18 protein-coding genes are annotated in these 24,364 nt (G+C 59.6%); 10 read left to right on the top strand and 8 right to left on the bottom strand.

The window, feature by feature from the left end; all coding sequences use genetic code 11:
• Positions 1 to 148: 148 nt before the first annotated feature.
• From CYR32_RS06760 to CYR32_RS06770, 3 genes are read right to left on the bottom strand one after another with little or no spacing between them, the layout of a single operon-like run.
• Positions 149 to 1,621, bottom strand: coding sequence for a glycosyltransferase family 39 protein (locus tag CYR32_RS06760; RefSeq protein ID WP_101823633.1), 1,473 nt, complete (start codon positions 1,619 to 1,621; stop codon positions 149 to 151).
• The gene (locus tag CYR32_RS06765; RefSeq protein ID WP_101823634.1) at positions 1,618 to 2,622 is read right to left on the bottom strand and encodes a glycosyltransferase family 2 protein; all 1,005 of its coding nucleotides are present in this window, start codon (positions 2,620 to 2,622) and stop codon (positions 1,618 to 1,620) included. The genes CYR32_RS06760 and CYR32_RS06765 overlap by 4 nt, the downstream gene beginning before the upstream one ends.
• On the bottom strand, positions 2,619 to 2,984 hold the full coding sequence (locus CYR32_RS06770) for a GtrA family protein (RefSeq protein ID WP_101823635.1): 366 nt from the start codon (positions 2,982 to 2,984) through the stop codon (positions 2,619 to 2,621). Before CYR32_RS06770 ends, CYR32_RS06765 begins: the two co-directional genes overlap by 4 nt.
• Before the next feature lie 568 nt (positions 2,985 to 3,552).
• Between CYR32_RS06770 and CYR32_RS06775 the strand changes: the two genes are divergently transcribed.
• Positions 3,553 to 5,094, top strand: a complete 1,542-nt coding sequence (locus CYR32_RS06775; protein ID WP_101823636.1) for a methyl-accepting chemotaxis protein — start codon at positions 3,553 to 3,555, stop codon at positions 5,092 to 5,094.
• A gap of 72 nt (positions 5,095 to 5,166) precedes the next feature.
• Here CYR32_RS06775 and fhuE read toward each other — a convergent pair whose 3' ends face one another.
• Positions 5,167 to 7,248, bottom strand: coding sequence for a ferric-rhodotorulic acid/ferric-coprogen receptor FhuE (gene fhuE / locus CYR32_RS06780; RefSeq protein ID WP_241523762.1), 2,082 nt, complete (start codon positions 7,246 to 7,248; stop codon positions 5,167 to 5,169).
• A 311-nt stretch (positions 7,249 to 7,559) separates the two neighbouring features.
• Entirely contained in the window at positions 7,560 to 8,651 is a 1,092-nt protein-coding gene (locus CYR32_RS06785) for an FUSC family protein (RefSeq protein WP_146000672.1), read from the bottom strand.
• 304 nt (positions 8,652 to 8,955) lie between these two features.
• Between CYR32_RS06785 and dctP the strand changes: the two genes are divergently transcribed.
• Entirely contained in the window at positions 8,956 to 10,068 is a 1,113-nt protein-coding gene (gene dctP / locus CYR32_RS06790; RefSeq protein ID WP_241523763.1) for a TRAP transporter substrate-binding protein DctP, read from the top strand.
• 88 nt (positions 10,069 to 10,156) lie between these two features.
• On the opposite strand, the gene CYR32_RS06795 is transcribed toward dctP, so the two are convergent.
• Positions 10,157 to 10,735, bottom strand: coding sequence for a TetR/AcrR family transcriptional regulator (locus tag CYR32_RS06795; RefSeq protein ID WP_101823640.1), 579 nt, complete (start codon positions 10,733 to 10,735; stop codon positions 10,157 to 10,159).
• Between the two features lie 120 nt (positions 10,736 to 10,855).
• Between CYR32_RS06795 and CYR32_RS06800 the strand changes: the two genes are divergently transcribed.
• The 8 genes from CYR32_RS06800 to CYR32_RS21365 all read left to right on the top strand — a co-directional run bounded on the left by CYR32_RS06800 (position 10,856) and on the right by CYR32_RS21365 (position 20,367).
• Entirely contained in the window at positions 10,856 to 12,298 is a 1,443-nt protein-coding gene (locus tag CYR32_RS06800; RefSeq protein WP_101823770.1) for an amidase, read from the top strand.
• Between the two features lie 400 nt (positions 12,299 to 12,698).
• Positions 12,699 to 14,345: a TIGR04028 family ABC transporter substrate-binding protein gene (locus CYR32_RS06805; protein WP_101823641.1), complete on the top strand. Its 1,647-nt coding sequence runs from the start codon at positions 12,699 to 12,701 to the stop codon at positions 14,343 to 14,345.
• A gap of 16 nt (positions 14,346 to 14,361) precedes the next feature.
• Positions 14,362 to 15,306, top strand: coding sequence for an ABC transporter permease (locus CYR32_RS06810; protein WP_101823642.1), 945 nt, complete (start codon positions 14,362 to 14,364; stop codon positions 15,304 to 15,306).
• Complete coding sequence (locus CYR32_RS06815; RefSeq protein WP_101823643.1) at positions 15,303 to 16,190, top strand: ABC transporter permease; 888 nt, start codon at positions 15,303 to 15,305, stop codon at positions 16,188 to 16,190. Before CYR32_RS06810 ends, CYR32_RS06815 begins: the two co-directional genes overlap by 4 nt.
• Positions 16,187 to 17,812: a dipeptide ABC transporter ATP-binding protein gene (locus tag CYR32_RS06820; RefSeq protein WP_101823644.1), complete on the top strand. Its 1,626-nt coding sequence runs from the start codon at positions 16,187 to 16,189 to the stop codon at positions 17,810 to 17,812. The genes CYR32_RS06815 and CYR32_RS06820 overlap by 4 nt, the downstream gene beginning before the upstream one ends.
• Positions 17,809 to 18,840, top strand: coding sequence for a putative FMN-dependent luciferase-like monooxygenase (locus tag CYR32_RS06825; protein WP_101823645.1), 1,032 nt, complete (start codon positions 17,809 to 17,811; stop codon positions 18,838 to 18,840). The genes CYR32_RS06820 and CYR32_RS06825 overlap by 4 nt, the downstream gene beginning before the upstream one ends.
• On the top strand, positions 18,837 to 19,937 hold the full coding sequence (locus tag CYR32_RS06830) for an alkylhydroperoxidase domain protein (protein ID WP_101823646.1): 1,101 nt from the start codon (positions 18,837 to 18,839) through the stop codon (positions 19,935 to 19,937). Before CYR32_RS06825 ends, CYR32_RS06830 begins: the two co-directional genes overlap by 4 nt.
• 163 nt (positions 19,938 to 20,100) lie before the next feature.
• The gene (locus CYR32_RS21365) at positions 20,101 to 20,367 is read left to right on the top strand and encodes a hypothetical protein (protein WP_146000673.1); all 267 of its coding nucleotides are present in this window, start codon (positions 20,101 to 20,103) and stop codon (positions 20,365 to 20,367) included.
• 871 nt (positions 20,368 to 21,238) lie between these two features.
• Here CYR32_RS21365 and CYR32_RS06835 read toward each other — a convergent pair.
• Together CYR32_RS06835 and CYR32_RS06840 are read right to left on the bottom strand one after the other, a co-directional pair.
• Complete coding sequence (locus tag CYR32_RS06835; RefSeq protein WP_101823647.1) at positions 21,239 to 21,730, bottom strand: cupin domain-containing protein; 492 nt, start codon at positions 21,728 to 21,730, stop codon at positions 21,239 to 21,241.
• A 151-nt stretch (positions 21,731 to 21,881) separates the two neighbouring features.
• A complete protein-coding gene (locus CYR32_RS06840; protein ID WP_101823648.1) occupies positions 21,882 to 24,275 on the bottom strand; it encodes a glucose/quinate/shikimate family membrane-bound PQQ-dependent dehydrogenase in 2,394 nt (797 codons plus the stop codon).
• Positions 24,276 to 24,364: the final 89 nt, after the last annotated feature.

Raw genomic sequence — 24,364 nt, forward strand, 5'->3', positions numbered from 1 at the left:
AGTGTAATTAGGCGGGGAGCGGGGTGTAAAGCGCGCGCTTAGTGTAATTAGCGCAATGCTTAGCAGATAAATGGCTTTACGGAAAAAGAATAAATAAAGGCTATTTAAGGCCGTGCGCCCCGGCGGTTATCCGCCGGGGAAGCAGGGGTCAGGATTTAAAACGCACGTCGCGGGTTTTGACGCCGGTTTCCCGGACATAGCGCGGGGAGACCAGAATATTCAGGTTATATTTCCGTTCATTGTCCGGCAGGTCGATAAATTTATACCCGGCGGCCAGCAGCGGCTTCGCCATATCCACCGCCACCCGGGAGGGGTGATTAAACTGCACCAGATCGGGCTGCTCTTTTTCCGGGTTAAGCAGCGTGGATAACCCTTTGCAGCGCGCATTCATCATATAGGGCGCATATTTCTGCCGGTAAAAATCGTTATATTTCCAGTGCGGGTATTCAATAGAGAGATACCCGACGGAATACCCGGCATTGCAGGCTGCCACCATATAGAGCGTGGATTCATCATAACTCTCTTTGCCGCTGAGATAATTCAGGTTATCGGAGTAGGCATCTTTATAGGAGGCGGCCAGGGAAACCCCCGCCACCAGCACCGCCATGACCGCCCCGGCAGTTTTCATCTCCTGCAGGAACAGCGCCACAATCAGGATCACCAGCGGTGCACACACATACATGGTGCGGTCGAGCTGGATCGGCTTGTAGAGGGAAATCAGCCACGACAGCGCAATAAAGGCCACCAGCGGCACAATCAGTGCCAGCAGGTAAGCGCCCGGCGTGGCGAATTCCGGCTGGCGGGGGCGGCGGATAAACGGCCAGGCACACACCAGCACAAACACCAGCGCCACCAGCAGGCTGCCGACGCCGCCGCCCACCACCATTTTCGGCAGGTTCGCCACCGGGAAGGCGATATGGATGGCGTTATAGATCTGGTGTACCGGGCTGACCGCCTGCACCCAGGAGTTTTTGCCGCCGAACCCCGAGACCATAAAGATCACGATAAAGTGCGAGACGCACACCAGCATCAGCAACGTAAATTCGATGAACATCCGCAGCCGCTTCGGGCGCGAGATAAACAGCGTCAGCAGGAAGGCAGCGGTGAGGAACAGCCCGATGATGTGCGTCCAGGAGACCAGCACCGACGCCAGGTAGAACGCCGCCTTGTTCTGGTTGCCGCGCAAAAAGGCGATAAATTCGAACGTCTGGATGGTGGAGAGCAGCACCAGCAGCGAATAGGAGCGCGCCTCCTGGGCGAAATGGATAAAGCCGAAGCTGGTCAGGAACAGCAGCAGGTAGAGGGTGACCACGCCGGTGCTGAAGAGCTGCCGCCCGCGCCAGTAAACGTAGAGCGCGGTGCCGGCCGAAAAGACAAAGCTCAGGGAGCGGGCGGCGGTTTCACTGATGCCGAAGGCTTTCACCCAGAAAAACAGCAGCGTGTTGTAGAGGAACGGGTGGACATCATTAAACAGGTAGGTGACGTAAAGGTTACGCAAACCGCTGGTCACCGACTCCATGGTAAAAATCTCATCCACCCAGAACGAGTTGGCCCCCATGCCGGCCAGCGCCATAAAGACACCCAACGCCATCAGCGGCAGATAAATCACAGACTTTTTCACGGCTCCCTCCTGTTTCCGGCGACGGCGCTGCCGGGGTTAACCGGCGTGTGCCGGGTGAAATGGCTGCGGATGACGTTGTCTTCCTGCGGGGCATTTTTCACGATGTAGCGCGGCCGCCCCTTGGATTCGATATAGATCCGGCCGATATACTCCCCCAGCACCCCGATGCCGATCAGCTGCACACCGCCGAGGAACAGCACCGACGCCAGCAGCGAGGGGTAGCCTTTCACCGCATTTCCCCAGACGAGCTTGTCGATGATCATGTACGCGCCGTAGGCAAAGGCGAGCAGGGAGATGGTAAAGCCGAGGTAAGTCCAGACGCGCAGCGGCACGGTGGAAAAGGAGGTAAAGCCCTCCAGCGCCAGGTTCCAGAGCTTCCAGCCATTGAATTTGCTGTTGCCTGCCACCCGTTTTTCACGCGTGTACTCCACAATGGCGATGTTGCCGCCCACCCAGCTCAGGATGCCCTTCATAAAAAGGTTCCGTTCCGGCAGCGCGATGATTTTCTCGACAAACTCGCGCGAGATCAGCCGGAAATCGCCCACATTCTCCTCGATTTTCGGGCGGCTGATCATATTGTGCAGCCGGTAAAAGCCGCTGGCGGAGCGGCGTTTCAGGCGGCTGTCGGAGGAGCGGTCACGGCGCTTGGCCAGCACGATGTCCGCGCCCTGTTGCCATTTATCAATCAGTTGCGGCACCACGTCGATCGGGTCTTGCAGGTCAACATCGATCGGGATTACGGCATCCCCGGTGGCATATTCCAGCCCGGCAAACAGCGCCGGCTCTTTGCCGAAATTCCGGGAGAAATTGACCACCTGCACCAATGGGTCCCGCGCTGCCAGCGCCTGGATAATGTCAGCGGTGCTGTCACGGCTGCCGTCATTAATAAAGATAATTTCAATGTCCCAGGCGGCTAATTCAGGGTAATTCCGTACGGTGTGATAAAAAAAGGGGATCGCCTCTTCCTCATTATAAACCGGCACCACCAGGGAGATTTTCATCTTTTATTCTCCTTGAAAACAATGAAGTTAGAATAAAGAAAACCAATCACCAGGCTGAACAGGGAAAATGTGAGGGTGGTGATCAGCGGTGGCATCGAGAGCACATCTGCCGCGCGGCCAAACAGCACCGCCATCAGCCCCAGGAAGGTGACGTAGATAAAATAACGATAAAGAGAGTGGGCCTGGTTGAATGTCCATTTTGCGTTGGCAAAAAAGCCAAAGGTGGTGGCTACGCAAAAGGCCATCAGATTAGAGAATGTCTGGTTAGACCCCATACTGTAGACCAACATCAAAAAAACCGCCCAGTGAATTAATGTATTCACCACCCCGACAGTGAGATAGCGTTTGAATCTTTTCAGCATAGCGATGCCTTAATGCGGGATTTTTTTCAGTGTAACGTCGGCGTTTATCACGATCAATGAAAAAGCCGGGTGCACCGGAAATTAGGAATTTATGTAATTATCATTATTTTCATTTCCCTGAAAAGTTAATATAAATAATTCCTATGATGTGAAAAAAGGTTATTTTTCTGACGTAATAAATACCGGTTACTTTTATTACGCTATCCCCCGACAACTGCCTGATTGCCCTGACAAAACTTTACACAGGCGCAGAACCTGCGGCACCGCTGTTTCTCACCCGGTTCCAGCCGGGGCAACAGTGATACAGAAAATCTGACCAATGCCGCGCGCCTGCACAGACTGACCCTTAAGCCGGGCTGTTCAAAAAAAGAGCAGAAGACCCGTTATCAGGCTTTGTAAATGGCCGGATCCCCGGGCAGAGAGGTACTTCCCAGGGGCGTAAACTTTCCCTTCCGCTGCCTTTTTGATCATTTTCCTCAGGTTTTTTCTGCCGCTGCCGTTAATAAAGGCGTGTCATCCGACATTCACTTTTTAACACTCCCCTCAGCGACTCACTTAGGTTAGCACCATGACCATTCGCCGTTTTACTTTGCTTGTCCTGGCTTTTCTGTCGTTGCTCTTTGTTACCAGTATTGCGCTCAGCAGCTATTACCTGCAGCGCAGCAATGCGTCTCTGAATGACGTCAACCGTGAAATCCGCGTTGTGCTCTCTATCGTGGATACCATCAACCACAGCCGTACCCTGCGGGTGCATCTCTCCCAGTACATGGCGTACCGTGAGCAGAACAACACTGACGCCGCCGCAGAATCGATGAAGAACGCACAGCGGGTGTTGGGGCTGGCGGAGAAATCGTTCAGTGCCTACCAGGCCTGGCCGAAGCTCGACAAAGAAGCCCCGCTGGCCGACAACTTTGACCAGCGCTGGAAGGATTACCACGACAACGCGCTCGCGCCGTTGATGTCGGTGGCCCAGCAGGGCGATCGCGCCCAGTTTGAGCAGCTGATCACCTCACGTGTACCGCAACTGGACCGCCAGTTTGAGATCTCACTTGATGAGCTGCTCTCCTACCGCGAAAGCTATGCCCGTTCACTGAATGAGACGGCGCAGTCCAACTTCCGCCTCAGCCTGACGCTGCTGATCATCTTCACCGCGCTGTTCCTGCTCACCATGGGCGCGATTGTGGTGCTGCTGAAAAAACGCCTGCTGAACGCGATTGAAGAGGCGCGCGCCCACTGTGAAGAGATCGCCCAGGGTCAGTTGCAGACGCCGATCCATTCCGCGCACCGCGATGAGATTGGCGAGATGATGGGCGCGCTGGAGACCATGCGCCGCTCGCTTTCTGAAACCATCGGGCGGGTGCGGGATTCCAGTGACGCAGTGGCGCACGCCGCCAAAGAGATCGCCTCCGGCAATATGGACCTTTCCGCCCGCACCGAGGAGCAGGCCTCCTCGCTGGGGGAGACGGCCGCCAGCATGGAGCAGCTCACCATCACGGTGAAACAGACTTCCGATCACGCCGAGCAGGTGAACGGTTTGGCGAAAGAGGCGCGCAGCATCGTCTCCGAAGGCAACGGGATCGTGACCGAAGTGATCGACACCATGGCCGGGATTGAGGAAGGGTCGGAGCGTATCGCCAGCATCATCAGCATTATTGAAAGCATCGCCTTCCAGACCAACATCCTGGCGCTGAACGCGGCGGTAGAAGCAGCACGTGCCGGGGAAGAGGGGCGCGGCTTTGCCGTGGTGGCCGCCGAGGTGCGCAACCTGGCACAACGTTCGGCCTCTGCGTCCAAAGATATCCGCGCTTTGATTGAAGTCTCGGACGAGCGGGTACACGCCGGCAGCAAGCTGGTGGCGAAAGCGGGCGAAAGTATGCAGCGCATCGGCACCGCCATCCAGAACGTGACTCAGATCATGAGTGAGATCGCGGTCTCCACCCAGGAGCAGAGCCACGGCATCAATCAGGTGAATATCGCGGTCACGCAGATGGATGAGGTGTCGCAGCAGAACGCCGCGCTGGTGGAGCAGGTCGCCGCAGCGGCCGGTTCCCTGGAGGAGCAGTCTGATCTGTTGCGCCAGACGGTGGCCGTGTTCAAAACCCAGCACTGACCGGACAGCATAAAAAACAAAACGCCCTCGCATGAGGGCGTTTTTTATGGGGTCAGCACAATGTCAGCGCACTCAGAACGTATAGTTCGCGGTGACGGAGACGCTGCGCGGTGCGCCATACACGGCGTACGGGGCGAGGTAGTCGTAGTAGGTCTTATCAAACAGGTTGTTTACGTTGGCCTGCACCGAGAACTGGCGCGTGACCTGGTAACGGCCAAACAGGCTGACCAGCGCATAGCTGCCCTGTTCCGCACGCTGGGAGCCGAGCGGGCCGTCCGCCTCTTCCCAGGTGTGGTTTTGCCAGTTGACGCCGCCGCCCACGGTCAGATCGGCCAGCATCGGCAGCTGGTAACGGGTAAACAGCTTCAGCGACGTGCGCGGCAGGAACGGGTTGATGGCGGTGTTGTCGCTGTCTTTGGCGACATAACGGGTGCCGCCGAAGGTCATCTGCCAGCGGTCGGTCAGCGCGCCGTTCACTTCAAACTCTACGCCCTTGCTGACGGTGCCGTCTGCCGCGCGGTAGGCGGTTTCGGTGGTGCCGGGGATGTAGGTGTTTTCGCTCTGGGCCACGTTGTCCTGCTCGATGCGGAACACGGCGAACGAGGCAGTCAGGCGGCCGTTATACCAGTCCGCTTTCAGCCCCGCTTCGTAGTTTTTGCCGGTCACCGGATCCAGGTAAGTCCCGTTGCTGTCACGCACGGTCTGCGGCTGGAAGATCGAGGTGTAGCTGGCATAGGCCGACCAGGTGTCGTTGATGTCATACACCAGCCCGGCATACGGCGTCACGTCGCTCTTGTCGCTGGTGGCGGTTGAGCCTTCTGCACGCCAGTTGGTGTAACGCGCGCCGACAATCAGCGACAGCGGATCGGTCAGCGACAGGCGGGTCGCAGCATAGACCGACTTCTGGCGGATGGTGTCGTTGGAGTAGTCAACCCAGTCGCTCCAGACCGGGTCAGCCACCGAACCGTTCCACTGGTTATAGTTGCCGATATCCGCTTCGCTGAGCATCGACTGCGAGTTGTAGTAGTGGTTGTTCTGGCGGCTGTAGCTCGCGCCGACCATCAGCTCATGGCTGCGGCTGAACAGCTCAAACGGCCCGGTGGCGTAGGTGTCAACCGAGTCCAGCTTGCGTTTGCCCTTGTTCCAGCCGCCGTAGGCGTTCACACCGCTGCCGGTGGTTTTGTCCGGGAAGCCGGAGGCGTACATCAGTTTGGAGTCGAAATCACTCTCCGCATGGGTGCCGTTCAGGCGCGCCTGCCAGCCGTTGCTGAAACGGTGGGTCAGGTCAGCGTAAACCTTTTTCGACTCGTGGTTGGAGTAGCTCCAGTCCGGGGCCGGGTTGGTCTCGCGGTCATAATGGGTGCGGCTGCCGTCGCTGTACCAGGTCGGCAGGCCGCCCCAGGTCGGGTCGTCGGTGTCGCTTTCCTGATAGTCATAGCCCAGCGACAGGGTGGTGTTGTCAGTGAGATCCGCATCCACGGTGCCGTACAGGAACTTTTTGCGGGTGTGGTAGCGGTCGAGCCAGGTGTCGTTGTCCTGGTAACCGGCGATGACACGCCCGCGCACATTGCCGGACGCCGTCAGCGGCGCGGAAAGATCCGTCACCAGGCGCTGTTTGTCCCAGCTGCCGTAGCTGCCGGAGACCGAGCCCTGGAACTCACGGCTGTCGGCATGCTTGCGCACCATATTGATGGCGGCAGACGGGTTGCCGGTGCCGGTCATCAGGCCGGTCGCGCCGCGGACCACTTCGATGCGCTGATAAATGGCGGTGTCGGAACCGGCATCGCCGAAGTTCCACAGGTTGCTGATGCTGGTGGGGATGTCATCATACAGGTAGTTGTTGATCAGGAAACCGCGGGCGTAGTAGTCAGAGCGGTCGGAGTCGATGTTGCTGGCGGTGATGCCGGTGGTGTTGGTCATCACCTCACCGAGGGTTTGCAAGTCCTGATCCTGCATACGCTGCTGGCTGATGATACTGACTGATTGAGGAATATCGCGCGGCACCATGGACATCTTCGTCCCGGCAGTGGTGATAGGGACGCTGTAATCCTGCTGGCTGCTGCCGGTGGCGCTCTCTTCCTGCGCCGTGACCACCAGCGTGTCATCCGCTGCGTGCGCAAAGGTAAAGGACGCGGAAATCAGCAATGACATCATGGAAAGCGGGAAATACTTCCTGGCCCGCCTGGCGTTAACCGGATTACCTGGGCGCATTACCGCTGGATTTGCCACCATTCTTCTTATTCCTCAATAAATTATTGTTTTATTCACGCTGCTGGAGTGATTCCCTGTAACGCTTCGCGCAAGCATGGCCTCTCCTCCGCCACGTGCGCGATAAAGCGAATGCGAATAATACGCATTGGTCTTTGAGGTGTAAATGAATATTACACCGGTAAGGATCGGCGTTTAGTTTGTTTGCCGGGTGAAAAGGAAGCGTGAAAAGAGAGAAAAGGGGAAGGTGCCGCGCCTTATTCCGGCGCAGCACCTTTTTTCGGGGCGGGGCGGGCAAAGCGCGGCACGTGGCTGCGCAGCTTTTTCATCACCTGGACGTCCGTGAACAGCCGCGTCAGCAGGATCGCCACCAGTGCGAAACCGGCACCGATCACCGTCGCGTAAAGCCGCTCGGCAGCCACGTTCTCCTGCGGCACGCCGAACAGCGACAGCATGAAAATCACCATCACCGTGACGAAGAAGGTAAACACAAAATAGGATTTGGTGATCAGGGTGTAGGAATAGGTGAACGCGAGATAGCCTGAGACGATAAACCCCAGCGCCAGCAGGCGGGGGGTGTCGAGGTGTGCCAGCAGAAACGGTGCCAGCACACTGCCGGAGAGGGTACCGGCAATCCGCGCCGGCACCCGCAACAGCGACTCGCGGAAATGGCTGCGCAGGCAGAGCAGCAGCGTCATGCCTGCCCAGTAGCCGTTTTTAACCTGATACACCTCTACCAGCAGCAGCGCCAGGCACATGGTCAGCATGGCGAAAAATACCGAACTTTGCAGATGGATTTTCTGCCGGTATTTGCGCATCGCCTGCCGGTAAAAGGCCCATCCGGCCAGGCGGGTGAAGTCCTGCAACTGAAAGCGCAGCTGGCTGAACAGCAGGGTAATACAGAGGATCTGCAACAGCGCGCCCGCGCCGACCAGCGCCGCCCGCAGCGCCGCATGGCCCACCGACCCGGAAAAATAGCCGGAGATCAGGAACGCGATCGCCCATTGCAGCAGCGACCACCACAGCCCGCCGCCGATGCCTGCCAGCATCCCGTAGCCGCCGGCGAACACCATCGCGCCCGCGACATAGAGCAGCGGCACATCACCCGCCAGGCAGCCCAGAAATGACGAGAGGCTCACCCCGGCCGCTGTCAGCAGCAACAACAGCAACGAGGAACCTTCCCAGGTTTTATTTGCCCCGAACGCCAGCGTCACGGCGCCGCTCGCCATAATGCTGGCCGCCTGCATCTGATCGAAGCCATAACCCACGGCGAAAATCAGCACGATTGCCGGCAGGCAACACAGCCCCAAATGAATATCGTGTTTTAGCCCCGGAGAAAGGTTCTTCACCTGACATCATCTCCTTATCCCTTTATATCCCATTTGCCGGGCACGCTTTTCCAGCAAAAACCTCTGTTCAGGATAGCTAACTCACGGGCAATCGGGGCGTAAAACACCGGCTGTTAACATTCGACACATTTACAAACAGGCGGGGACATAATAAACCGTCTTATTTAACATAAGGTGCATTAAACGCACTTAAATTCCAGAGGCAGCGCTGTAACTTCCGCTTACCGCCACGATAAAATGCCTGACAGAGGTGCGGAATGTACTTGTTCATCGCGTGGCCCGTCGCCTGTTGCCGGGCCGCGTAATGGAATCTGAGCACGCCTTCACCTCTGAGTTAATTATTCCAAAACAAAAACAAGGAGATACTATGCGAGTTAAGCATATCAGCAGGACGGCTTTGACAATGATTTTTGCCGGCATGATTTTTCCGGCGACTGCATCAGCAACAACGACATTAACCTATTCAGATCATGAACCGCTTGGTGGAATGCGCACCCAGTTTATTCATGACGTTTTTTTTCCGGCTATTGAGAAAGAATCGGCCGGGCGTTTGAAAATTGATGCCCACTGGGGAAGCGAGTTGGCCACCGGACAGGATGTATTGCGGAAGGTGGGCAAAACCGGCGGTGTGGATATGGCAACGGTTGTGCCTGAATATAGTGCAGAGGCCCTGCCTCTCCATCAGCTTTTTAAGAGTTTCCCAATCGGCCCGTCAGGGGCAAAACAGGTCGCCTTTTTCCGTCAGGTTTATGCGCAGGTTCCTGCATTTCCTGCTGAACTGCAGAAACAAAATGTGGTGGATGTCATGCTGACAACAGGTTTTCCCGTGGCCTTTTTCAGCACCACGCCGATTCAAAACATTCTTGATGTAAAAGGAAAAAAATGGCGGACCGCCAGTTTCTGGCACCAGGACTTTTTACGTAATGCAGGGGCGGCCCCTGTGACGCTTCCGTGGGGGCCAAAAGTCTCCGATGCGCTAAAAAACCGGACGCTTGACGGGTTAATGGTCAACAGCGACAGCGGAATAGAAATTAATGCGCAGGAGGCCGCCCCCTATGTCCTGGCATCGAAGGATTTATGGCTAGGCCATGTTTATCTTCTTGTGATGAATAAAACAGTCTGGGACGGGCTGGCGAAGGACGATCAACAGGCTATCCAGCGGGCGGCGGCCTCCTCTTATCAGTCACTTGGCCCCCTTATGGACAGCCGTTTCACAGCAATGATGGCTAAAATGGAAAGCGAAGGGGTAAATATCCGCACACTCACCCCACAAGAAGCGGAAAACTGGAAAACGATTTCGCAGTATCAGCAGGTACAGGCGGACTGGGTAAAAGCACAGGAGGCTAAGGGCGTCAAAAATGCGTCACAAACGCTGAAGCAACTGACAGGGTTGATGAAAGAGACGCTGGCGCAATAAGGTTCCTGGATGCCGCATCGACGTGTTGATTGTGGCATCCGGTTTTAGGGCCGCCGATGCAGCCTGGTCGAAACATGTACCTTAGACGCTACGCCGTAGCGGGCAGTTTTGCCTCAATCGAGGCCAGTGCCGCCTCTCCTGCCCCGTCAAACCCGGCATTCTGCGCCACCACCTGAACGCCCTCCAGAATAAGGGTGATCTCTTTCGCCAGTGCTTCCGGTTCGGCGGCCCCTGCCTGGGTACACAGCGTGGCCAGCCGCTGATATTGCCTCTGCTTGTGCGCCACGATCAGCGCCCTGACCTCAGGGAAATGCCCGCCCGCCTCCGCCAGGGTATTGGTGAACGGGCAACCGCGATGTAATGTCTCGTGCAAATTATCGGTAATGAACTGCGCGAAGCCGGTGATTTGCGCCGCCGGATTATCCGGGTATGTCTCCGCCAGACGCGCCCAGATCTGGCTGTAATCCTCAATCAGTAACTCTATCCAGGCCAGTACCAGCGCCTCTTTCGACGCAAAGTGCCGGTAGAGCGTCATTTTGGTCGATTCCGCTTTTTCAGCGATGGCATCCACCGTGACGCGCAAAATTCCCTCCTGATAAAACAGCGCTTCCGCCGCCTCCAGCAGGCGATCCCGGGGGGGTAAACGTGGCTGGCTGCTTCTGGTCATGATTTTCCTCATTGCAATGATACTGGATAGTATCATACGATACTAATCGGTATCGCATGATACCAACCAGTATACACTCTGATGGGGTGTCATTGTTTCTCTTTTATTATCTGGATCATCATGAAGCTTTCAGAATACACGTCGTACGATGCGGTTGGCCTGGCCGGGCTTATTGCCAGGGGAGAGGTCAACGCCGGTGAAGTAAAGCAGGCGGCATTGGCGGCGATTGATGCCGTTAACGGCAAGATCAACGCGGTCATTGAAAGCTGGGACGATGAACAGCACCACGCCGGGGGCGATCTGGCGGGCATCCCGATGCTGGTGAAGGATTTGGGCATCGCCGTCAAGGGCCGCCGGAACGAGCTGGGCAGCCGGCTGGCGGCGGGTTATGTGTCGCCGCACGATAGCCATCTCACGGCAAAAATGCGGGCTGCGGGCATGGTGTTGCTCGGGCGGACCACGACACCTGAGCTGGCGGCGAGCACCACCACGGAACCGCGTTTTAATGGCGGGACACGTAACCCGTGGAACAGGGAGTTCAGCGCCGGAGGCTCAAGCGGCGGCTCGGCGGCGGCCGTGGCATCAGGTATGGTACCGGCTGCCCATGCCACTGACGGTGGCGGTTCGATCCGTGTGCCTGCCTCAGCCAACGGCCTTTTTGGGCTGAAACCGAGCCGCGGGCGTATCAGCATGGGGCCGGACGTGGATGAGGTCTGGTCTGGTCTGGCGGTACACGGCTTTGTGAGCCGCACCGTACGGGACAGCGCTGCGCTGCTGGATGCCGTACAGGGTAATGTGGCGGGCGATCCCTTCACCATCGCCCCCCTGCCCCAACGCCTGAGCGCCTGCGTTGCTGAAGACCCCGCGCCGCTTAACATCGCCGTCATGGCGCATCCTCTGAATCAACGGCAGAGTTCGCCTGCAGTCACACAGGTGTTAAGGGACACCGTTGAGCGGCTTATCGGGCTGGGTCACCGGGTTGAGGAGATCACCCTTGATATCGGCATAAGCTGGGACGCCTTCGTCGAGATGAATACCCGCTTCTGGGCCGCGAATACCGCCACCTGGATCGATGTGCTGGCGTCAGTGATGCAACGGCCGGTGAACGCAGAGACGCTGGAACCGTCTAATTTGGCGCTCTGGAAACTCGGCCACCAGCTCACTGCCGCCGACCTCCTCGGAGCAATGCATATGCGTAACACCGTCACGCAGAAGATGGGCCGCTTTTTCCAGCAATATGACATGCTGCTGACCCCGACCTTACCTGCGCTTCCCACGGTATCAGGGCACTATAACCGGGAGCAGGAGAAAATGGACGGCCGCGGCTGGATGCATCACGTGTTTACCCAGTCGCCTTTTACCGCGTTGGCGAACATATGCGGCACCCCGGCCATGTCCGTCCCGATGGGGTTTGACCCGGCCCACCACCTGTCCATCGGGATGCAGTTTTTTGCCGGGTTTAACGCCGAGCCTGCGCTGCTCAGGCTGGCCGGCCAGCTGGAACGCGCATTCCCGTGGCACACCCGCCGTCCCGCTGTCTGGGCAGGCCACCCGCAGCGTTGATCGCCTTATACCCTGCCCGGCAAAAACGCCCTATCGCCCGGCAGGGGCATCTGCCTTTTGTTTTCTGCCCTGCCTTTAACGCACCGCAGGGGTCAGCCACAGGCACCAGATTTAAAAGAAACTGTATGCTGTAACTAAAAATCGCCGTCCGGCGGTTCACCACGCACGGCGTATATGCGGCTTTTTTATTGCCTTCATCCCTCTTTTTTATGGCTGATCCCGCCTGCCCGGGTGTTGGGAAAACCGCAGCGCGGGCCGCTGATCGGCCCTCCCCTCCGCCCCTGCCCTGTTAAATACCATTTCCAGCATTACTTAGCTGAATTCCTTGGTTCACCCTGCCCGGCATCAGGCGGGATGATAAAACCGCCGATCGGGGTTAATAATAAAAAAGGAATTCACCATGCTTACATCATTCCGGCTTAATGCTGTTCAGCGCACGCTGGCATTAAGCAGCGCATTTGCCCTCTTATCCGGCATGGGCAGCAGCTATGCCGCGGAGACGCCGGTTAAAGGCGGCACGCTGATCTACCTTGAACAGCAGGCGCACACCAACCTCTACCCACCCGCCGGGGGGTTTTACCCCAACGGCGGTATTCTTAACCAGATCACCGACAAGCTGACCTGGCAGAACCCGGAAACCCTGGCAGTTGAGCCGTGGATTGCCGAAAGCTGGACGACCAACGCCGATAAAACCGAATACACCTTTACGCTGCGCCCCGGTGTGACCTTCTCAGACGGCACGCCGCTGGATGCCAACGCCGTGGCCAAAAATTTTGATACCTACGGACTGGGCAACAAACAGAACCGCCTGCCGGTGTCAGAGGTGATCAATAACTACGATCACAGCGAAGTGATCGACCCGCTGACTGTGAAATTCTTCTTCAAAAAACCCTCACCCGGCTTTTTACAGGGTACTGCCACCATCGGCTCCGGGCTGGTGTCACTGAGCACGCTGGCGCGCAGCTTTGATGCGCTGGGCAATGCGCGCCATATCATCGGCTCCGGGCCGTTTATGGTCAGTGATGAAAAACTGGGGCGGGAGGTCAGTCTGGTGGCCCGGAAGGATTACCAGTGGGGGCCGAAAAATTCGCCGCAACAGGGGCCGGCCAACCTGGACGGCATCCAGATCCTTGTGACCCCCGAAGACAGCGTGCGTATCGGTGCGCTGCTGGCCGGGCAGGCGGACGTCATCCGCCAGGTTCAGGCGTATGACGAGAAACAGGCCACCGAACAGCACTTCCCACTCTACGCCGCCCCGACCCGGGGCGTGAATGACAGCATCAGCCTGCGCCCGGACGACCCCCGCGTGGCTGACCTGAACGTCCGGCAGGCGTTGCTGCACGCCACCGATGCTAAACAGGTGGTCAACACCCTCTTCTCTGCCAACTACCCACAGGCCACCTCCGTGGTGGCCCGATCCGCCGCCGGTTACGTTAACCTCGCGGACAAACTCACCTATGACCCGGCACTGTCGAAACGGTTGCTGGATGAGGCGGGCTGGGTGCCGGGCAGCGACGGCATCCGCCAGAAAGCGGGCCGGAAGCTGGCGCTGACGGTGTATGAATCCCTGCCGCAGCCCCAGAACAAAGAGGTGCTGCAACTGGTGGCCCAGCAGTGGAAGCAGATCGGTGTCAGCCTGACCGTGCGTGCCGGTGATGCCGGCAGCAAAACCCTCGACAGCCTTGACCCGGCGAAAACGCCGCTGACCGTGTCGGAAGTAGGCCGCGCCGATCCGGATGTCATTAAAAGCATGTTCTACCCGGCCAACCGTGACGCCCTGTTACAGAAAGGCGGCTCCAGCGACAAGGTGAAAAGCTTCCGTGACGACAAGCTTAACGCCCTGCTGGAAAGCATTTCAGCCGAAGTGGATCCGCAGAAACGGCTGCAGCTGGCGGGGGACGCACAGCGCTACCTGCTGGATAACGCCTATGTGATCCCAATCTTTGAGGAGCCGCAGGTGTTTGCCGGCGCGCCGTGGCTGAAAGGGCTGGCGTTTGAGGCAGTCGGGCGACCGAGTTTCTACGGTGCCTGGCTCGAAAAACACTGATGCGCGAGGTAAGGCGATGAACCGCTATCTGGCATTACGATTCGGGCAGGCCTTGCTGGTACTGTGGGCGGCGTTTACCGTCGCTTTCGTGCTGTTGCAGGTGCTGCCGGGCGACGCCATCCTGATTAAATTCCAGAACCCCGACCTTGGCCTCAGCCCGGCGCAGATTGCCGAGATGCGGCGGGCCTACGGCGCAGAAAGCCCGCTCTGGCAGCAATACCTGCATACGCTGTGGGGCATGTTGCAGGGGGATCTGGGCTATTCGGTGCAGGCGGGCGTACCGGTGCGTGAGCTGATCGCGGATAACGTCCCCGATACCCTGCGCCTGGCCCTGCCCGGCTTTACGCTGGCGGTGCTGCTGGCGGCGTCACTGGCGTTTGTCTCGACGCTGGCGGGATGGCGCTGGCTGAAAAATGCATTACAGGCGCTGCCGTCGCTGTTTATCTCGGTGCCGGCCTTCTGGCTCGGCATCGTGCTGATTCAGATATTCTCCTTCCAGCTGCGCTGGATCCCGGTCATTAACCCCGGCCAATGGGAAGGGCTGATCCTGCCCATCATCACGCTGGCGGTGCCGATCTCCGCGCCGCTGGCGCAAATCCTTATCCGGTCGATTGATGAGATACAGACCCAGCCGTTTGTGGCCGTTGCCCGGGCCAAAGGGGCCTCCTGCAGCGGTGTGCTCTGGCGGCATGTGGCGCTGAATGCGCTGCTCCCCGCATTGACGGTGGCCGGGCTGCTGCTGGGCGAATTGATTGCCGGGGCGTTGATCACCGAGACGGTGTTTGGCCTGAACGGCCTCGGCCAGTTAACCCAGCAGGCCGTGAATAATCAGGATGTCGCCGTCTTGCAGGCGATAGTGATGATCTCAGCCGTGGGCTTTGTCGGCATTAACCTGATTGTTGATCTGCTTACCCCGCTGATTGACCCGCGTCTGCACCTTTACACAGGAGCTGCCTCATGAGCCTCGTGGATTACTCCGCCTCCCGTCCCGCTTCCACCTCCCGTCCGGACGCGCCCGCGGCGGCGCTTCCTGCCCCGCGCCGCCTTTACCGCAGGCTGCAACCCGGCGCGCTGGCCGCCTGGCTGGTGATGCTAACCGTGATGCTCGCCGCCCTCGCGCCGGGGCTGTTTACCGCTTACAGCGGTACTGAGGGGCTGGCGGGCGCGCAGCGTCTCGCCCCGCAGGCCGGGCACTGGCTCGGTACCGACCCACTGGGGCGCGACCTCTATGCCCGCATTGTTTATGGTGCCGCGCACTCGCTCAGCGGCGCGCTGGCGGCAGTCGCGCTCGGGCTGGTGGCCGGCACCGCCGTGGGGGTGCTGGCCGGTGCAGCAGGCGGGAAAACAGAGAGCGTCGTGATGCGGATGATCGATGTCCTGCTGTCGATCCCCGGTTTGCTGCTCTCGCTGAGCGTGATTATTTTGCTGGGCTTCGGCACGGTGAATGCGGCGATGGCGGTGGGCGTCACCTCCATTGCCAACTTTGCCCGGCTGGCCCGGGCAGAAGTGGTGCGTGTACGCCACAACGACTATGTGGAAGCCGCTTACGGCAGCGGCGGCACCGCCTGGCGCGTGCTGTGGCGGCATATTCTCCCCAATTCGCTGACGTCGGTGATCGCCTTCTCGGCGTTGCAGTTCGGCAACGCCATCCTGGCACTCTCCACCCTGAGTTTTCTGGGCTACGGCACCCCACCGCCCACCCCGGAGTGGGGCCTGCTGATTGCCGAAGGGCGTAACTACATCTCAACCGCCTGGTGGCTGACGACCTTTCCCGGGCTGATGGTGGTGGCCGTGGTGCTGGCGGCCAACCGCATCAGCCGCCAATTATCCGGAGGCCGCCGATGAGCGCTCACCCTGTTCCTTTACTGGCGTTAGAGAACCTGACGCTGAGCTACCGCAACGGCCACCAGCGCCAGCGGGTGGTGAATAATGTCTCCTTTACGCTGGAGGCCGGTGAAATGGTCGCGCTGGTGGGCGAGTCCGGTTCCGGTAAAACCACAACGGCGCAGGCGATCATCGGTTTGCTGGCGGAAAACGGCGAACGTGACGCCGGGCGCATCCTGTTTAATGGCGTGGAGATCAGCCGCTGGTCACAACGGCGGCTCGACAGCCTGCGCGGCGCCCGCATCAGCCTGATCCCCCAGGACCCCGGCAGCTCGCTTAACCCGATTAAAACCATCGGCAGCCAGGTGGCCGAAGTGCTGGCGCTGCACCAGCGGTTAAGCAGAAAAGCGCGGGATGAACGGGTGATCGCCCTGCTGGCCCGTGTTGGGCTAAGTCACCCTGAGCAGCGCGCGCAGCAGTACCCGCACCAGTTATCCGGCGGCATGAAACAGCGGGTGCTCATCGCCATAGCGATTGCCCTGCAACCGGCGCTGATCATCGCCGATGAGCCGACCAGCGCGCTGGATGTCACGGTACAAAAACGCATTCTCGACCTGATTGATGAGCTGCGCCGCGAGTCCGGCACGGCGGTGCTGTTTGTGACGCACGATCTGGCGCTGGCGGCGCAGCGCGCCGACCGTTTGCTGGTGTTCCGCCACGGTGAAGTCCAGGAGCAGGGGCCCACCGCCCGCGTGATCGCCTCTCCCGGCAGCCCTTATACCCGCCGGCTGTTTGCGGATCTCGCCGCCCTCGCCCCGCCCGCGCTGCCCGGCCCCGCCGCCCTGGCCTGCCCGGCGCTGGTGGCCGAAGGGGTCAGCAAAGCATTCCCGCTCGGTCCGCGCGGGTCGCAGCCTTTACAGGCGTTGCGGGATGTCTCCTTCAGCGTGCCGCGCGGCACCACCCACGCCCTGGTGGGGGAGTCCGGCTCCGGAAAAAGTACGCTGGCGCGCATCCTGCTGGGTTTCCAGACGGCTGACAGCGGGCGCATTGTGCTGGACGGCATCGACACCACCGGCCTCTCCGGCGAGGCGCAGCGGCAGATGCGGCAGAAAATTCAGCTGGTTTACCAGAACCCCTTTGCGTCCCTCGATCCCTCCCAGAGCCTGTACCAGATTATCGAGGAGCCGTTACTGAACTTTGCGCCGCTGAGCAAAAGTGAACGCCGGGCGCGGGTGGAAGCGGTGACCACGCGCGTGGCGCTGCCGCTTGAGCTGCTGGCCCGTAAACCGCGGGCATTGTCCGGCGGCCAGCGACAGCGGGTGGCGATTGCGCGTGCCCTGGTGCTGCAACCCGGCATTCTGGTGCTGGATGAGGCCACCTCAGCGCTGGATGTCACCGTACAGGCGCAGATCCTCGCGCTGCTTCAGCAGCTCCAGCAACAGCTGGGGCTGACGTATCTGTTTATTTCGCACGATCTCGCCACCGTGCGGCGCATCGCCCATTCCGTGACGGTGTTGCGTGCCGGGGAGGTGGTGGATCAGGGGCCGGTGGCTGCGCTGTTCGCCCACCCCACCAGCGACTATACCCGGGAACTGATCGCTGCCATCCCCCCGCTGGGCCTTCCCCCTAAGGAGTATGTATGAGCCAAAAACGGTTAGGCTTCTTTACGCGCCTGCTGGATAACGCCCCGCCGCAGGCACGCTACCGGTTAGCCACAGAGCAGATCCGGCGGGCGGAACGGGCAGGGTTTGATACTGCCTGGATTGCCCAGCACCACTTTCATGAACATGAGGGCGGCCTGCCTGCCCCGCTGGTGTTCCTCGCCTCGGTGGCGGCGCAGACAAGCCGCATCCGGCTTGGCACCGCCATCATCACCTTGCCGATGGAGAACCCGCTGCGGGTGGCAGAGGATGCTGCCGTGCTCGATCTGCTGGCCGCAGCGCGGCTGGAGATCGGCCTGGGTTCCGGCGGCACTCCGGCGTCATTCCTGCCGTTCGGCCTGACCAGCGCGCAGCGGCGGGAGGTGTTTACCCGGCACCTGAACACGCTTCTGGGTGCCTGGCGCGGCGAGACGCTCGGCCACCCGGACAACCGGCTCTACCCGCCTGCCCCGCAATTGGCGTCACGCGTCTGGATCGCGACCTTCTCTCCAGAAGGCGCAGCGCAGGCGGGGCGTGACGGGCATGGCCTGATGCTCTCCCGCACGCAGCCCCGCCCGGCCGGGCAGCCGCACCTGCCGCTGGATGCGATCCAGAATCCGATTATCGATGCCTATCTGGCGGCGTTGCCCCCCGGCACGGCACCGCGCATTTTGGCCTCCCGTACCGCGTTTGTGACGGACAGCCGCCGCCATGCCCGCGCACTGGCGCTGCCGGGGCTACAGGCGCAGGCCGCCCACCACCGCGCGCTGGGCCATGAGATCCCCGGTGATACGCTGGATGCGTATATCGCCGCCTTTGATGTGCACCTCGGCACACCAGAGGAGGTGCGCGCCTCGCTGCTGCAGGACAGCTGCCTGCCGCGGGTCACGGACATCTCCTTCCAGGTGCACTCCATTGACCCGCCTCATGCGGAGATCCTGCGTTCAATCGATTTACTTGCTGCTGATGTTGGCCCGGCCCTCGGCTGGTCGCCCGCTCCCCTGACCTCTGCCAAAGAGATAACCGCATGACACAACCTGTTGACTTACTGAACCACCTGGCCGGTATTGCTCCTGACTCACCCCTTGCGGCGGCCCGCCTTGAGCGTGAGGCGGCCACCCACGCCACCCAGGGCAGTTACCGGGCGCTGTTCGGCGAAGGCTCCGCTGATTTCCCGCTGAATGAACGCCATGCGGTGGCCGCCCAGGTGGCTGCCTGGCACCAGACCCCGGCCCTGGCTGACCATTATGCGCAGCAGGGCAGCCGTTTTTCGTCCGGCGAACGCCTCAGCGCGGCGCTGGAACAGGCGGAACGCCTCACCTTCCAACCGGTTACGGCGGCACCCGCTGATCTGGACGCCCTGCAACAGGCAGGCTGGACCCTGAGCGGGATAGTGACGTTGTCACAACTGGTGGCCTTTGTCAGTTTTCAGAGCCGTTTATTGCAGGGGTTACAGTTACTGAACGGCCGGGGCGTGCCGCAGGGAGAAAGTGTACCGGCCGGGCAGTGGCATACCCAGCCGCTGACCCACGACGGCCGCGCGGCCCCGGTCGCGTTCACCCAACAGTCACTGGGCTGGACGCCCTGGATCGCCGCCAAACCGCTGGCGCAGTTCAATGCGGACGAACAGGCGACGCTGGCGCGTTTTGGCCACACGGACTCTGACTATTTCCGCCTGCTCGCCCGCAATTTGCCGGTGCTGGAACAGCGGACACTGACTGATAAAGGGATTTTCTATACCGCCGGCGGGCTGCCGCGCGCAGAAAGGGAGCTGGCCGCCACCGTCGCCAGCAAGGTCAACGGCTGCATCTATTGCGCCTCAGTGCATGCGCGCAAGGCCGGGCAACTGTCAAAACAGCCGGAGGCGGTTCAGCATCTGCTGGCGGTGCCCCCCGGCCAGAGCCTGACGTCTGGTCAGTCGCCGCGCTGGCAGGCAATCATTGCCTTCGCAGCGGCACTTTCCGCCACGCCGCCGGTGGCGGGCCAACAACAGGTTCAGGCGTTGCGCGATCAGGGGCTGGATACGCTGGAACTGCTCGATCTGGTGCAGGCCACCGCCTTCTTCGCCTGGGCCAACCGGCTGATGCTGACGCTGGGCGAGCCTTTCCTGCCTGCTGATGGAGAGTGATGGCCGCCCGTCCGGCCGTTAATGACGTCCTGATGTCGCCCCTGCCTTCAGCTATAGTGAGGCAGGGGATAAAACACCACGGCTGTCAAAAAACAGAAACGATTGAAAATTACCTTAGGTGGAACTATTTAAAGAGAGCGGAAGAACAGATAACGGAGTCAGCATGATGAACAGATGGAAAAGACGCGATAAACGGGCGCAGGCAGGCCACGAACCCGTCACCGTGCCTGAAGCCGCAACATCAGGCAGGCTGGAAACCACAGGGTTAAGCGGCAAAACAACGGGCGGCCACCGTGACCCGGTTTTCATCCCCCCTTCACGATCCGAAAGCACGGCACATTGGCATCATGACAGCCAAAAGCCTGACGGTGCCGCGCTGCGGATGCTGGCAATTATCCGCCGTAAAGGCCTGGGGCTTTTTGAGCAATGACTGCTCTTCTCTCTGTAGAGCAGGGAGCGGCCCACTATTGAGCGGGGTAAACCTGTACTGACGCCCTCTCCCGACGCCTTACCCGCCTCCCTGCCCTGCTCCCGGCCAGCCGCCGGCGTTTAATGCTACCTATCCAAACCTCTTAATGACGCACCAGCCCGCCGTCCACGGCATACTGGCTGCCGGTACCCGGTGACAGGGCTCGTCCCGAAAGCGGTATAAGTGTCATTGCGCAAAGAGACCGCCCTATACAGGCGGCGGTTTCTTAAGCTTTACTTGTTCTGGTTAACAACAACCTGAGGGGTGACAGAGGTGTAAATTTTCCATCCCTCACCCTCTGGATATTGCGTCACCAGGGCAAGAAAAAGCATTATCCAGGTGATAATGCACTTTTTCATGCTGCGATCTCCGCAAAGACCGCGCGTCGCCATTGACCCACCGTGAAACCAATGCCGAAACAAGCAGGACTTGCAGCCTGCGTCGCGGAGGTGGACAACACTGCTCCCAGAGCACGGTGCCCGGCTGCTAAACCGGTGGAGCAGGCCCGGGCAAGAAGATAGCAATGACGTGCTACAACTGAGAACGCTTTTTTAGGCCGCGTTTACGAAATCAGCAGAGTCTTTGATTTCCGTTATTTTTTCTGAAAAAAATTCTCTATTTCGTTGAAGAAGAAAGCCATTTTTAGCATGACTTCAGCACAATTCTTTTGTAAAATTCCCACGGGACTTGCAACCTGCGTTCGCTTTTTCAGAACGTTGGCAGAGTCAGGGCGGAATCGCTCTCCTCTGCGGCAGAACACCAGCCTGCTAACTGTTCTTCTGCCAAAGAAAAAAGCCGCGTTACGCGGCTTTTTTCTGTCCGGCGTTTCAGGTCAGCGCTTATCGGGTTTCCCCGGGTGCGGGCCGAAATCCTGCGGCGGGGGAGATTCCCAGCGGTCGGTGCGCGTGGCGGCGTAGTCCGGGTGCAGCGGATAGTAGATTTCGTTCTCCGCTTTGTTCGCCTCGCCCACAATCATCAGGCGTACCTCACGATCGCTGTTGTTGATAAAGGTATGACAGATGCCGGTACCGGCAGGAAAAGCCACCGCATCACCCGGTTTCAACGGATAAAGCGCCCCATTGATCCAGACCTCCGGTTCCCCCTCCAGCACATACGCAAACTCCTCTTCATGCCGCTCCGCATGGGGGTAAGAGGTACGCCGCCCCGGCAATAGCCGCTCATGGTGGATGCCCAGCCGCGTTAACCCCAGCGCCCGTCCTAACGGTGCGCCAATCCCGAGCCGCTCTTCACTGCCGGGATAGTGCTCGTTATCTTGCCCTTCCAGTTCCTGCCAGTGCCGTATAAATGCGGGACGCTGCTGCATAGAGATTCTCCGGTTACGTGGTTCCCCACTTTACCACCCCCTATACCGTTTCCTTATCGCGTTTACTCCCCGCTTTGTGGTGTTAATGCAAACGCTTCAGGCATAAAAAAAGCCCCGCAATGCGGGGCTTTTTGCCGATACAGACGATCGGTTATTTGTTGTCAGGCAGGGCGTAAGCCACCACGTAGTCGCCCAGCTTGGTGCCGAACGAACCGTGGCCACCCGCCGCAATCACTACGTATTGCTTGCCGTTGACTTCATACGTCATCGGGGTGGCCTGGCCACCGGCCGGCAGACGGGCCTGCCACAGTTTCTCACCGGTGCTCATGTTGAACGCACGCAGGTAGTTGTCCGCCGTGGCTGCCATGAAGAAGACGTTACCGGCCGTGGAGACCGGGCCGCCCAGCATCGGCATACCCATTTTGAACGGCAGCGGCAGCGGGGTGCTGTCGTAGACGGTACCCACACGTTTCTTCCAGACGATCTGATGGGTTTTCAGATCCACCGCGGAGATGTAACCCCAGGCCGGTTGTTTGCACGGCAGGCCAAACGGAGAAAGGAACGGGTTCAGGGTCACGCCGAACGGCACGCCGTACTGCGGCTGAACGCCCAGCTCAGAACCGGTGCCGCCGTTGCCCTCTTCCGGCTCAGCCGGGTTGTTCGGGCCGCGCGGAATCAGTTTGGACACGAACGGCAGCGCCATCGGGTTGGCAATCGCCACCTGACGGTCAGTATCCACGGAGATACCGCCCCACTCGAACATCCCCAGGTTACCCGGGAAGACCAGGGTGCCCTGCTCAGACGGCGGGGTGAAGATGCCTTCATAACGCAGACGGTGGAAGATCACACGGCAGACCAGCTGGTCATACATCGTGGCGCCCCACATGTCTTTGCCGCTCATGTTCTCAGACGGACGGAACGTCAGGTCAGAGAACGGCTGGGTCGGCGAGGTGTGGTCACCGGTTGCAGCACCCTGCGGAACCGGTTTTTCCGGAGCCGGGACAACCGGCTTGCCGTTACGGCGGTCCAGCACAAAGATGTTACCGGTTTTGGTCGGCACGTAGATAACCGGCACGGTCTGGCCATCTTTGGTGATGTCAGCCAGGGTCGGCTGGGCCGGTACGTCCATGTCCCACAGGTCATGGTGTACAGTCTGGTAGAACCAGGCCAGCTTACCGGTGGAGGCATTCAGCGCCAGCATACCGCTTGCGAAACGCTCCATCTCCGGGGTGCGGTTGCCGCCCCAGATGTCCGGGGTCGCCACACCGATCGGCAGGTAGACCAGGTCCAGTTTGTCGTCGTACGCAGCCGGCGCCCAGGAGTTCGGGGAGTTCGGCGTGTAGTGTTGCTCACCTTCCGGAATGACATTCGGATCGGCCGCGCCGGTATCGAACGCCCACAGCAGTTTACCGCTGTTCACGTCAAAGCCACGGATCACACCGGACGGCTCTTTGGTGGAGAAGTTATCGGTCACTGCCCCGGCGATCACGATCACACGATCGGTCACGACCGGCGGGGAGGTCGGCTCATACGCACCCGGGGTGGCGTACGGCATGTTGGCCTGCAGGTTTACTTCACCGTTGTTGCCGAATTCCGGGCAACGCTCACCGGTCTCAGCATCCAGCGCGAACAGGCGGCCGTCGTTCACCGGCAGCAGGACGCGGCGGGCACAGATGGCCGGTGCAGCGCCTGCGGCAGCCGTCTGGGCGGCAGCCGGTGTTTCGTGGTAAGACACACCGCGGCAGGTCACATGCTGGAAGGTCGGGTTGGTTTTCAGCTGAGGATCAAACTGCCATTTCAGCTTACCGGACGCCGCATCCAGGGCAATCAGCTTCTGGTGCGGGGTGCAGAGGTAGAGCATGTCACGGATTTTGATCGGGGTGACTTCGTCAGTGATCTCGCCCGGGTCATTGGCGGTTTTCAGGTCACCGGTACGGAACGTCCAGGCTTCTTTCAGGTCACCGACGTTTTTGTCGTTGATCTGGGTCAGCGGGGAGTAACGGGTACCGCCCTGGGTACGGCCATAGGCCGGCCAGTCACCCGCCGGGATGCCGGAGCTGTTCTGCTCAGCAGCCGGGGCTGGTTGGTTGGCGGTGTCCAGCGTACCGTTGATCTCCTGCGGGTCATTGAAGACTGCCCAGGCCAGCGCCAGCACGGTAATCACCAGCACGCCGCTCAGGGCGTTGCGCGCGGTGCCGTTTTTGGCGGTCAGGTAACGGTAGATGAACGGCAGCACCAGCCACAGGCCGAAGAAGAACACCACATCCAGACGCGGGGTCAGGGCCCAGAAGTCAGTACCGACCTCCCAGAGCGACCAGATCAGCGTACCGAGCAGGAACACGGCATACAGCATCAGCGCCGATGCCTTGCGGCGGTAGAGCAGCCAGGCCATTGCCAGCATGACAACACCGGCAATAATGTAATAAAGGGAGCCACCAATCGTGGCCAGCCATATCCCACCTATCAAAAAGTACAATCCGCTCAATGCGGCGAACAAAGCCGTAAGTATCACGAGGGTACGTGATAGCGAAGCTTTACTTTGCATAATATTAACCTTAAAAGTGTCTTTGTATCAGCGAGTTACCTTAAAAGTAACTCTTGCAAACGGCCAAAACCTTCTGGCCGTTCCTCCCC

The organism is Chimaeribacter coloradensis (assembly GCF_002858715.1).
Taxonomy (GTDB): Bacteria; Pseudomonadota; Gammaproteobacteria; order Enterobacterales; family Enterobacteriaceae; genus Chimaeribacter; species Chimaeribacter coloradensis.

Bases quoted from the DNA above. Each gene is read 5' to 3' on its own strand.
- CYR32_RS06820 (WP_101823644.1), top strand. From the start codon at position 16,187: ATGAGCGCTCACCCTGTTCCTTTACTGGCGTTAGAGAACCTGACGCTG.
- CYR32_RS06810 (WP_101823642.1), top strand. From the start codon at position 14,362: ATGAACCGCTATCTGGCATTACGATTCGGGCAGGCCTTGCTGGTACTG.
- dctP (WP_241523763.1), top strand. From the start codon at position 8,956: ATGGAATCTGAGCACGCCTTCACCTCTGAGTTAATTATTCCAAAACAA.
- CYR32_RS21365 (WP_146000673.1), top strand. From the start codon at position 20,101: ATGATGAACAGATGGAAAAGACGCGATAAACGGGCGCAGGCAGGCCAC.
- CYR32_RS06835 (WP_101823647.1), bottom strand. From the start codon at position 21,730: ATGCAGCAGCGTCCCGCATTTATACGGCACTGGCAGGAACTGGAAGGG.
- CYR32_RS06795 (WP_101823640.1), bottom strand. From the start codon at position 10,735: ATGACCAGAAGCAGCCAGCCACGTTTACCCCCCCGGGATCGCCTGCTG.
- CYR32_RS06815 (WP_101823643.1), top strand. From the start codon at position 15,303: ATGAGCCTCGTGGATTACTCCGCCTCCCGTCCCGCTTCCACCTCCCGT.
- CYR32_RS06775 (WP_101823636.1), top strand. From the start codon at position 3,553: ATGACCATTCGCCGTTTTACTTTGCTTGTCCTGGCTTTTCTGTCGTTG.
- CYR32_RS06800 (WP_101823770.1), top strand. From the start codon at position 10,856: ATGAAGCTTTCAGAATACACGTCGTACGATGCGGTTGGCCTGGCCGGG.
- CYR32_RS06770 (WP_101823635.1), bottom strand. From the start codon at position 2,984: ATGCTGAAAAGATTCAAACGCTATCTCACTGTCGGGGTGGTGAATACA.
- CYR32_RS06840 (WP_101823648.1), bottom strand. From the start codon at position 24,275: ATGCAAAGTAAAGCTTCGCTATCACGTACCCTCGTGATACTTACGGCT.
- CYR32_RS06825 (WP_101823645.1), top strand. From the start codon at position 17,809: ATGAGCCAAAAACGGTTAGGCTTCTTTACGCGCCTGCTGGATAACGCC.
- fhuE (WP_241523762.1), bottom strand. From the start codon at position 7,248: ATGATGTCATTGCTGATTTCCGCGTCCTTTACCTTTGCGCACGCAGCG.
- CYR32_RS06805 (WP_101823641.1), top strand. From the start codon at position 12,699: ATGCTTACATCATTCCGGCTTAATGCTGTTCAGCGCACGCTGGCATTA.
- CYR32_RS06830 (WP_101823646.1), top strand. From the start codon at position 18,837: ATGACACAACCTGTTGACTTACTGAACCACCTGGCCGGTATTGCTCCT.
- CYR32_RS06765 (WP_101823634.1), bottom strand. From the start codon at position 2,622: ATGAAAATCTCCCTGGTGGTGCCGGTTTATAATGAGGAAGAGGCGATC.